The sequence below is a fragment of the Hydrogenophaga intermedia genome, assembly GCF_023715105.1.
Lineage (GTDB): Bacteria > Pseudomonadota > Gammaproteobacteria > Burkholderiales > Burkholderiaceae_C > Hydrogenophaga > Hydrogenophaga intermedia_A.
The window spans coordinates 18,923-27,777 of the sequence record NZ_JAMBNO010000035.1; the positions used below are offsets into that span (position 1 = coordinate 18,923).

Annotated in this window: 12 protein-coding genes; 7 read left to right on the forward strand and 5 right to left on the reverse strand. The window is 68.4% G+C overall.

Annotated features, from left to right (window positions below; genetic code table 11):
- Positions 1-47 precede the first annotated feature (47 nt).
- From M3149_RS21165 to M3149_RS21175, 3 genes are read left to right on the forward strand one after another with little or no spacing between them, the layout of a single operon-like run.
- Positions 48-842: a CDP-alcohol phosphatidyltransferase family protein gene (locus tag M3149_RS21165; RefSeq protein WP_251711361.1), complete on the forward strand. Its 795-nt coding sequence runs from the start codon at positions 48-50 to the stop codon at positions 840-842.
- Positions 839-1,438 (forward strand): YceI family protein, encoded by a 600-nt coding sequence (locus M3149_RS21170; protein ID WP_251711362.1) that lies wholly within the window; start codon positions 839-841, stop codon positions 1,436-1,438. The genes M3149_RS21165 and M3149_RS21170 overlap by 4 nt, the downstream gene beginning before the upstream one ends.
- Positions 1,438-3,000, forward strand: a complete 1,563-nt coding sequence (locus tag M3149_RS21175; RefSeq protein ID WP_251711363.1) for a sulfatase-like hydrolase/transferase — start codon at positions 1,438-1,440, stop codon at positions 2,998-3,000. The genes M3149_RS21170 and M3149_RS21175 overlap by 1 nt, the downstream gene beginning before the upstream one ends.
- A 3-nt stretch (positions 3,001-3,003) precedes the next feature.
- On the opposite strand, the gene M3149_RS21180 is transcribed toward M3149_RS21175, so the two are convergent.
- Genes M3149_RS21180 through M3149_RS21190 form a run of 3 tightly spaced genes read right to left on the reverse strand, consistent with a single transcriptional unit; the run spans position 3,004 to position 4,405 of the window.
- Entirely contained in the window at positions 3,004-3,780 is a 777-nt protein-coding gene (locus tag M3149_RS21180) for an FkbM family methyltransferase (RefSeq protein WP_251711364.1), read from the reverse strand.
- A gap of 17 nt (positions 3,781-3,797) precedes the next feature.
- On the reverse strand, positions 3,798-4,187 hold the full coding sequence (locus M3149_RS21185; protein ID WP_251711365.1) for a type II toxin-antitoxin system VapC family toxin: 390 nt from the start codon (positions 4,185-4,187) through the stop codon (positions 3,798-3,800).
- Complete coding sequence (locus M3149_RS21190; protein WP_251711366.1) at positions 4,187-4,405, reverse strand: AbrB/MazE/SpoVT family DNA-binding domain-containing protein; 219 nt, start codon at positions 4,403-4,405, stop codon at positions 4,187-4,189. Before M3149_RS21190 ends, M3149_RS21185 begins: the two co-directional genes overlap by 1 nt.
- A 572-nt stretch (positions 4,406-4,977) precedes the next feature.
- Between M3149_RS21190 and M3149_RS21195 the strand changes: the two genes are divergently transcribed.
- The 4 genes from M3149_RS21195 to M3149_RS21210 all read left to right on the forward strand — a co-directional run bounded on the left by M3149_RS21195 (position 4,978) and on the right by M3149_RS21210 (position 8,108).
- Entirely contained in the window at positions 4,978-5,670 is a 693-nt protein-coding gene (locus M3149_RS21195) for a DUF1579 domain-containing protein (protein WP_251711367.1), read from the forward strand.
- A complete protein-coding gene (locus M3149_RS21200; protein WP_251711368.1) occupies positions 5,667-6,782 on the forward strand; it encodes a helix-turn-helix transcriptional regulator in 1,116 nt (371 codons plus the stop codon). Before M3149_RS21195 ends, M3149_RS21200 begins: the two co-directional genes overlap by 4 nt.
- A gap of 103 nt (positions 6,783-6,885) precedes the next feature.
- Complete coding sequence (locus M3149_RS21205; RefSeq protein WP_251711369.1) at positions 6,886-7,671, forward strand: sterol desaturase family protein; 786 nt, start codon at positions 6,886-6,888, stop codon at positions 7,669-7,671.
- Positions 7,668-8,108 carry a DUF2147 domain-containing protein gene (locus M3149_RS21210; RefSeq protein WP_251711370.1) on the forward strand — a complete coding sequence of 147 codons (441 nt, stop codon included), beginning with the start codon at positions 7,668-7,670 and terminating at the stop codon, positions 8,106-8,108. Before M3149_RS21205 ends, M3149_RS21210 begins: the two co-directional genes overlap by 4 nt.
- Here the strand turns inward: M3149_RS21210 and M3149_RS21215 are convergent.
- Both M3149_RS21215 and M3149_RS21220 read right to left on the reverse strand, forming a co-directional pair.
- Positions 8,102-8,656, reverse strand: a complete 555-nt coding sequence (locus M3149_RS21215) for a Spy/CpxP family protein refolding chaperone (RefSeq protein ID WP_251711371.1) — start codon at positions 8,654-8,656, stop codon at positions 8,102-8,104. The genes M3149_RS21210 and M3149_RS21215 overlap by 7 nt on opposite strands.
- 102 nt (positions 8,657-8,758) lie before the next feature.
- A partial coding sequence (locus tag M3149_RS21220; RefSeq protein ID WP_251711373.1) for an IS3 family transposase occupies positions 8,759-8,855 on the reverse strand: 97 nt, incomplete at its 5' end.

Here is an 8,855-nt window from a genome sequence, read left to right on the forward strand (position 1 = left end):
ACCTCGCGACTGTCCGGTCATCTTAGAGCCCACCACCGCAAGCTGCCATGCGCCCTTCCCTTGCACCCCCGCCGCCCTCGGCCATCCTGGATGGCCCGGCCCTGCGCCGCGACGCCGCCCGCGCGCTGGCAACCACCGCACTGCTGCTCGGGCTGGTGGCGGGCGCACTGGGTGCCAGCGGCTTCGGCGCCGATTTCGTGGCCAAGGCGCTGGCCGTGTATGCCGTCGGGTGCTGGCTGGTGTGGCGCGGACTGGCCGGCTGCGCACACCCGCACCCGCGCTTCGGCGCCGCCAACCGCATCACCCTGGGTCGCCTGGCCGGCATGGCCACGGTGGCCGCACTGCTCGGCGAGGCGGTGCCCGCCGCGCCGCCTTCGGCCGCGCCGGTGGGTGGCTGGGTGCTGATCGTGGCCGCCACGCTGATCGCCGTGCTGGACGCCGCCGATGGCGCGCTGGCCCGCCGCCAGGGCCTGGCAAGCGCGTTCGGCGCACGCTTCGACATGGAGACCGACGCCGCCTTCACGCTGGTGCTCAGTGCCCTGGTGTGGCAGGCCGGGCAGGCCGGCGCCTGGGTGCTGGCCTCGGGCCTCATGCGCTACGCCTTCGTGGCCGCCGCCTGGGCGCTGCCCTGGCTGACCGCACCACTGCCGCCCAGCCGGCGTCGCCAGGCGGTGTGCGTGGTGCAGATCACCGCCCTCATCGTCTGCCTCGGCCCCATCGTGCCGCCGGCCCTGGCCACGGCGATTGCCGGGCTGAGCCTGCTGTTGCTCACCGCCTCATTCGCCATCGACATCCACCACCTGGCGCGGCATCGCGCCACTTTCCGGGAGAGCCGCGCATGAAAACCCTGCCCACCCTGGCCGCGCTCGCGCTGACCGCCCTGCTGGGCACCGGCGCCGCCCTGGCACAGCCCCAGCGCTATGAGATCGACCCCGACCACCTTTCGCTCGGCTTTCTGGTCGACCACATCGGCTACGCCAAGGTGCTGGGCATGTTCCGCTCGGCACGCGGCAGTTACCGCTTCGACGAGGCCACCGGCACGCTGTCGGACGTGCGCATCGAGGTCGACACCGCCAGCGTGTTCAGCAACCAGCGCAAGCGCGACGACCACCTCAAGGGGCCGGACTTCCTCAACAGCGGCGAATTTCCGCGCATGGTGTTCACCGCCAGCAGTGCCCGGCGCACGGCCGATCGGCAGTACGAAATCACGGGCCAACTCGAACTGCTGGGCAAGAGCCAACCGCTCACGCTGCAGGCCACCTGGAACAAGAGTGCCGAATCGCCGCTGGGCGGCTTCGGGCGCAAGCCCTATGTGATGGGCGTGTCCGCGCGCGGCAGCTTCAAGCGCAGCGCCTACGGCATGAACTACGCCGTGGCCAACGGCTGGGTCGGTGACACGGTCGATCTGATCATTGAATTCGAGGCGGTGCGCCAGTGATGGCAGCCGCATGGCTGCGCGCCGGCCTGGCCTTCTTCATTCTCAACACCCTGCTCACGTTCGAGAACCGCTGGCCCGGGCTGGGCGTGCTCTACATGCCGCGGCTCTCGTTCGAGCTCTGCCTGGGGCTGGCGCTGCTGGCGGCCTGGGTGGCCTGGCGCGGCGTGCCCACGCCACGCGCCACCACCGCGCTGGCGTTCGGCTTCGTGTTGCTGGTGGCCGTGCGCTACCTCGACGTGACCGTGCCCGCGGTGATGGGCAGACCGGTCAATCTGTACTGGGATGGCCGCCACGCGTTCGAGTTGATCCGCGTGGTCGGGCAATCGTGGTCCTGGTGGCACGTGACGGGCGCCTTGTCAGCGCTGCTGCTGGGCGCTTCGTTGTTGCTGGTGGTGGCGCGCTGGGGCATGGCGACCCTGGCCCATGCGCTGGCCACCTTGCCCAGCTTGCGCCGCGGCAGCGGCCTGGCGGCGGGCGCGTTCTCCCTGTGTTTTGTTGCCTATGTGCCCGATGAGCGGGACACGCGCTGGTTCTTTTCGCTGCCGCTCACGCCCACCTTGATGCAGCAGGCCACGCTACTCACCCAGGCGGCGTGGCCCGGGCAAGCCGATGCCACCCTTGGCCCCGGGCCGGCGTTCGACACCGACCTGCACGCGCTGCGCACCCCCGAGGGCTCGGCCGACGTGATATTGATGTTCGCCGAGTCCTACGGCGCGGTCGCGTTCGACGACGCGGCGATGCAAACCACGCTGGCCCCGGCTCGCGCACGGCTGCTGGATGCCATCGATGCCAGCGGGAGACAGGTGGTCTCGGCGCGCGTGCGCGCGGCCACCTTCGGCGGCGCGTCATGGTTGTCGCACGCCAGCCTTCTTTCGGGCATTGCCATCGACGAACCAGCCCGCCACAACCTGTTGCTCGCCAGCGAGCGGCCCACGCTGGTGCAGCACTTCGCGCGCCACGGCTACCGCACGGTGGGCTGGATGCCGGGCATCAAGCGCCCCTGGCCCGAAGGCGCGTTCTATGGCTTCGAGCGCCTCGCCGACGATGCCCGGCTGGGTTACAGCGGTCCCGACGTCGGCTACTGGCGCATTCCCGACCACGCGGCGATGGAACTGCTGCAGGCGCAGGAGTTGAACAGCAGCCCCCGCAAGCCGGTGTTCGCGGTGTTCCCGACCACCAGCACCCACGCACCCTTTCACCCGCTGCCAACGCTGCCAGGCGAGTCGGCCGCCGACGGCGACACCGGGTCGACCGCCGAGCGCTACACACGCAGCCTGCGCTACCAGTTCCGCTGGCTCGCACGGCATCTGGCGGTCACCGATCCATCGCGCCAGGTGTTGATCGTCGTGGGCGACCACCAGCCGCCCGGCGGACTGGCCGGACGCGATGCCTCCTGGGACGTGCCGGTGCACGTGATCGCCAGTGACCCGGCGCTGATCCGCCGATTCGAGAATCTGGGTTTCACCGCAGGCCTGCAGCCCAGCGATGCGGCGCTGGGTGACATGCACGAACTCACACGCGCCTTGCTGCTGGCCTTTGACGGCCGCAGCGAACACCACTGAGGTTCAGTCAGGCAACCAGGCGTGCACATCGCCCGACGGTGCATCGGCCGCCAGCGCCTGCAGCCAGGCACGCAGGGCGTCCGCTGGCTCGCCATCGGGTCGCATCAGATGCAGCCGCTCGCCCAGCGAGGCGGCGTAGCGGTAACGCTGTGGCCCCGCGAGCTGTTCGAGGCGGTCGATGCATGACAGCGCCACATCGCGCACCGCCGGCACGTACTCGAACGACAGGGCGGGCAACGGCTGGTTCAGGCCGAGGAGCACCTCCAGCTCGAAACCTTCAACGTCGATCTTCACGAAATCCGGCCGGCCGTGTACCGCGATCAGTGCGTCCAGCGTGCTCACCGCCACCTCGGGGCCGGACTGCCAGCGCACGCCCTCGAACGACGGCGCGGCACCCGCGCGCGCCACGAAATCGCCCGACAGCGTGGCCACCGTGGGCGTGCGCGGGCTGCTGAGCAGCGGTGCGCGACCCGGCGCGCGACCGAGCGCACCGTCCACCAGATACACCCGCGTATCGTGGCCGTAGCGCCGCGCCAGGCGCGCTGCCAATTCGGGCTGCGGCTCCACCGCCACCACCCGAGCGCCCAGGTCCAGGAACGCCTGCAGCCGGTTGCCCGTGTGCGCGCCGACGTCGAACGCCAGCCCACCAGCGGGCACGAAGCGCCGGTAGAAGCGCCGCAACTGCGCGCGCCGCCAGGGAATGCCGTGGTAGACCAGCAGCGAGCGCCAAAGGCCCAGGCGGCGATCCAGCGCTTCAGACCAGACGTTCGGACAAGCCATGGGCGGCCAAGAGCCAATCAGGCTGCTTTGGTGAACAGGGCCACACCTGGCAAGCCCTTGAAGTGCGCGTCGCAGGTGAGCAGGTCCACTCCTTGATGGCGCGCGGTCGCATAGACAATGGCGTCGGCCGTGGCCAGTTTGTGCGCTCTGTGCAAGTCCGCGGCGAGCAATGCAACGGTTGTGTCCAGTGGCACCACCACGCACTTCTGCGTGTACGCGATCACCTGATCGGCCTGCTCCTCGCCAAGCTCACGCACCAACCACTTCGACAGTTCAAGCTGCACGATGGTCGGCACGACGCACTGCGCTTTGTCGGGGATGTGCTTCCCCAGCTTCCTGCCCAGTGCACTGCCGGTGAGCCATTCGATCCAGGCCGAGGTATCGACCACGACCGGCGCCGCCGCCATCAATAGCGGTCCTTGCGGTCGCGATAGCCGTCGGTGCGGGCGCCCTTGGCGATGCCAGCCAATTGCTCTCGCTCAGGCACCGGCATCACCAGCACGCCTTTGCCCTTCGGGATGAACACGAACTCCTGACCCGCCTGCCAGTGCTGCTCTTCGCGCACGACTTTGGGAATGGAGATCTGGAACTTGCTGGAAAGGGTGGCAGTGGCAGCGGCGGTCATTTTCGTAACTTTGCGGCATCGATCAAGGTTTGGTAAGAATACCGCATTCGACCAGATCGGACAAAGACCGTCCGCTTCCGCTCACTCCCACTCGATCGTCAACTCGAACCTGGACGCCCGGGCGTAGCAGGGCCGGCGACCGGACGCAGGCCGTTTGGTACCGGCGCCGATACCGACAATCTGCCATGCCTTTGCGCTCTGCATCAAACTGGTCTCATCAAGGGCCATATCGGTCCGACGTTAAAGTATCGCAAAAGGACCCGCACTGCCCCGTCCGCTGATTGCGACGCTGAGGCATTTCGACCCGTCGAGCGCCACCGAATGGGCCCAGAGAATCGGCCAATGTGCGAGGCCTGACGGTATCGGCGCGGATGGTTCCAAAGGACTTGACGGTATCGGCGACGATGCCTCTCCTCGGAGCTGACGGTATCAGGGCGGTGCGCGCTCCAGGCTTGAGGTGCCGGCGCCAGGTGGTGTCTTCCAGGCGCCTGAGGCCGATACCGTCGGCACGGGAGCGAACGCGGCGACATCTCGTCGCAGAACTCCAAATGTGCGATGTTCGCGAAGCGCGAATGAGTGGCTGCGGCACGGTGCGCCTGGCTGGTGCCCACCGAGGCCTATGCCAACTCTGGACCAACCCGCCGGATGCGTTGGAGGAGGCGTTGCTGACGCGCGGGACCAGAATGGCGGTTGGCTGGCGCTCGTCGCTTGGGAGACACCTCGTGATTCGCATAGCAGCATTCCTGCTTGTCACGCTCTTCGTCATCAGCCCTGCCGGGGCAGCCGATCCCACGCCTGAACATTGGCAACCGCTCGCGCGGCTGATCGGCACCTGGTCCGGAAGCTCCGCCGGATCGGCCGGCGAGGCCATCGTGCAGCGGCGTTATGTGTTCGTGATGGGCGGTCGCTACATCCACGAAACCAACACCTCCACCTATCCGCCGCAGGAGAAGAACAAGAACGGCGAAGTGCATGAGCACTGGGGGATGTTCAGCTACGACAAGCCGCGCAAGACGCTGGTACTGCGCCAGTTCCACATCGAGAGCTTCGTCAACACCTACCGGCGCATCGAACCGCCTGCCGGCTCGACAGCCACGCTGGTGTTCGAGAGCGAGTCGTTCGAGAACTTCAACAATGCGTGGAAGGCTCGCGAGAGTTACGAGTTCCCGTCCGACGACGAGCTCGTCGAGGTCTTTGAGCTGGCGCCACCGGGCCAGCCCTACCGCGTGTACAGCCGCACCCAGTTGAGGCGCACATCACGATGACGGGTCTGCCGGCTGGCGTGTGGGTGTGGGACTTGCTGCTGCGCGGCGCAGTCGGTGGCGTGCTGGCCTTCCATCTGATCCACCTCGCGCTGCCTGGCCCGCGGGCCGCCACGCGGGCGGCACTGGCGGTGTTCACGTTGTCGCTCGTCGCCTACCTGTTCTGCCAGCGAAGTGAATTGCTGTTCATGCTGCCGCGGCCCCTCGCCCTGCTCACGCTGGCGCTGTGCACCAGCAGCACGGCCTGGCTGTGGCTCGCCGCGCGTGGGTTGTTCGACGACCGTTTCGCGCTGACCGTTCCCCTGCTCGCGCCACCGATCGCGCTGACGCTGATCGGCCTGGCGGACAACGTCCCGCAGATGGATGCAGCACTCGCCAGGCTGCCCAGGCCCGAAGGCGGCACGCTCGAGCACCTGCACGCCCTGGCGATGCTCGGCTTTACCGCTGCCGCGCTGTGGGAGGTGGCGCGCGGCTGGCGTGACGACCTGGTGGAGCCCCGCCGGGCGGTGCGCCGCTGGGTGGCCTTGGGCATCGGCGTCTATGCCGCCGTGGCGCTAGTGGTCGAACTGGCGGTGCGCGGGCGTCCAGTCGGCGCGCTGCTGCCGGCGTTGCACGTGCTGGGTATCGGCAGCGTTGCGCTGGCGCTGGCGGTGCTGGTGGCACGACGTTCGCTCGGCGCCATCCTTGGCCCGCCGCCCGAACCCGAAATGAGCGGCCCGGCGCCCGAAGAGCCGCTGGCCGATCGCCCTGCCGCCGCCCCATCTCCAGCGATGGCGCGCCTGACCCGCGCGATGACCGAGGAACAGGCCTACCGCCGCGAAGGCCTGACGCTGGCCGAGCTGGCCAAGACGCTGGAGGTTGGTGAAGCCGTGCTGCGGCGGCTGATCAACCAGGAGCTCGGTTACCGCAACTTCAACGACTTCCTGCACCACTACCGCTTGCAGGAGGCCGCGCAGCGCCTGACCAGCGAAGACCTGCCGATCCTCAGCATCGCGCTCGAATGTGGCTACGGCTCGATCGGACCGTTCAACCGCGCCTTCCGGCAGCGTTTCGGGATGACTCCGACCGAGTACCGGGCTGCAGCCCGCATGGAGCGGCATCGGCAGGCCGTCTGAGCTGCTTCGGCGACGTTTCGGCCAGACTTTGCGACGAATCGGCCAGACCGGAAGGGGGTCGCTGGCCACGATGAGGGCATCCCAACCCCATCGGAGGCCTCCTGTGCAAGATCCATCCCTGCCCCAATTGGCGCTGACCATCCTCGCCATCGACTTCCTGCGCTACGGGCTGGCCGCCGGCACGGTCTGGCTGCTGGTGGAGGTGCTGCTCGGTCGCCGCCTGGCCGGCCGGCGCATCCTCGACGGCACGCGCCAGCCCGGGCAGGTGCGGCGCGAGTTCAGCTACTCGATTGCGACGGTGGTCATCTTCGCCGCCAACGGGATGCTGATCTGGCTGCTGTCAAAGGCCGGGACGGTCGAGATCTACGCCGACGTGGCCGAACGCGGATGGGTCTGGTGGTGGGCCAGCCTGGTGCTGATCATCGTCGCGCACGATGCGTGGTTCTACTGGACCCACCGAGCCCTGCATCACCGGCGCTGGTTCCGCGCCGTGCATGGCCGCCATCATGCATCCCTGCACCCGACACCCTGGGCAGCCTACGCCTTCCATCCGGTCGAGGCGCTGGTGCAGGCGGTCTTCCTGCCGCTGTTCCTGCTGGTCGTGCCGATGCACGAAGGCGCGATCGCAGTGTTCCTCGTGCACATGATCCTGCGCAACACGATCGGCCATTGCGCCCACGAGCTGCTGCCCTGGCGCTGGACGCCGCGCGGCTGGCTGGGCTGGGTCACGCCGGTCAGTCACCACCACTTCCATCACGCCCGCAACCGCGGCAACTTCGGCCTCTACTTCACCTGGTGGGACCGCTGGTGCGGCACCGAGGACCCGGACTACTTGCGCCATGGCGACGCGCGCTTCGGCAAGGCCAAGGCTGCGGGGCAGTCGGCATGAAGGCCGCGCTGATCCTGGCGACGAGTGTGCTGTTCAGTGCGCCGCAGGCGCATGCGCAGCCCGGCGCAACGGGCGGCGTGACCGGTGAATGGTGGACCCCCGGCTTCAACGCACGGGTCCGCATCGAGCCCTGCGGCGACGCGGTCTGCGGACGCATCGTGTGGCTGTGGGACGAAGCGCCGAAGGGCGTTGCCGACAGGAGCCCGCTGATCGGTCGCCTGGTGATCGACCGGATACAGGCCGCCGAAGCGGGCTTCTGGCGCGGTGGGCGCCTCTACAACCCGGAGGATGGGCGCGACTACAAGGGCTCGCTCCAGCTGCAGTCGCCGCAGCGGCTGGTCGTCGACGGCTGCGTGCTGTTCATCTGCCAGACCCAGGTCTGGCGCCGCGCCGACCCGGGCCGGTGCCCGCCGGTCGCAGCGCCCTCGCTTCAATAGCCGCGCAGCCGGTTGTAGGTCGCGACCTGCTCGGGCGAGAGCAGCTCGACCATCGCCAGGTGGTAGCGCAGATGGGTTTCGCGCAATTGGCCCTGCGCCACGGCCGCGTTGTGCGTCGCGGTCCGCAGGGCGCCGGGCGTGGCCGCCTTGGTCTTGAAGAGTGCATCAAGCGCCCCCTCGGCCGCGATGACTTCCTCCCCAGCGGATTTGGCCTCCTGCTGCATCTGTGCGAACAGCGCCTGCGTGCGGCTCTTCTGCTCGGCTGTCAACTTCAGCGGCTCGGCCAGCTCGAGCGCGTGCGAGGGGCCCGGGTAGCCGTTCAGCTCGGCCGGCAGCGCCAGCGACATGCCCTTGCCGGCCCGCAGGTCGCTCAACTGCTGTTCGGACAAGGCCTTGATGGCACGCTCCTGCATGCCGGCATAAGGGCCATGGGCCTGCTTGGACGGCGTGGCCGCCCCGTGCTCGCGATGGTTCGCACCCGTGTGCTGCGCAAAGGCCGCTGGCAGCCATGCGCAGAGAGCCACCAGGGCAAGTTGGAAGGGTTTCATGCGTCGCGCTCCGTTGCTCAGATCTTCTTCGCAGCTCGCGTGTAGGTGTTGATTTCCACGCAAAGCTGACCCGGGGGGGGTGCGGTACAAATCTTGGACTGGTTAAGCGACGATTCCGAGGCTGCGTCGGTACTCGACTGGACTGAGAGAGCCCAGAGAGATCTTGATCCGCTTCTCGTTGTACCAGCGAATGTAGGCG

What these genes read in the sequence shown, in the direction of transcription:
- M3149_RS21165 (WP_251711361.1), top strand. Translation starts at nt 48, where the DNA reads ATGCGCCCTTCCCTTGCACCCCCGCCGCCCTCGGCCATCCTGGATGGC.
- M3149_RS21170 (WP_251711362.1), top strand. Translation starts at nt 839, where the DNA reads ATGAAAACCCTGCCCACCCTGGCCGCGCTCGCGCTGACCGCCCTGCTG.
- M3149_RS21175 (WP_251711363.1), top strand. Translation starts at nt 1,438, where the DNA reads ATGGCAGCCGCATGGCTGCGCGCCGGCCTGGCCTTCTTCATTCTCAAC.
- M3149_RS21180 (WP_251711364.1), bottom strand. Translation starts at nt 3,780, where the DNA reads ATGGCTTGTCCGAACGTCTGGTCTGAAGCGCTGGATCGCCGCCTGGGC.
- M3149_RS21185 (WP_251711365.1), bottom strand. Translation starts at nt 4,187, where the DNA reads ATGGCGGCGGCGCCGGTCGTGGTCGATACCTCGGCCTGGATCGAATGG.
- M3149_RS21190 (WP_251711366.1), bottom strand. Translation starts at nt 4,405, where the DNA reads ATGACCGCCGCTGCCACTGCCACCCTTTCCAGCAAGTTCCAGATCTCC.
- M3149_RS21195 (WP_251711367.1), top strand. Translation starts at nt 4,978, where the DNA reads ATGAGTGGCTGCGGCACGGTGCGCCTGGCTGGTGCCCACCGAGGCCTA.
- M3149_RS21200 (WP_251711368.1), top strand. Translation starts at nt 5,667, where the DNA reads ATGACGGGTCTGCCGGCTGGCGTGTGGGTGTGGGACTTGCTGCTGCGC.
- M3149_RS21210 (WP_251711370.1), top strand. Translation starts at nt 7,668, where the DNA reads ATGAAGGCCGCGCTGATCCTGGCGACGAGTGTGCTGTTCAGTGCGCCG.
- M3149_RS21215 (WP_251711371.1), bottom strand. Translation starts at nt 8,656, where the DNA reads ATGAAACCCTTCCAACTTGCCCTGGTGGCTCTCTGCGCATGGCTGCCA.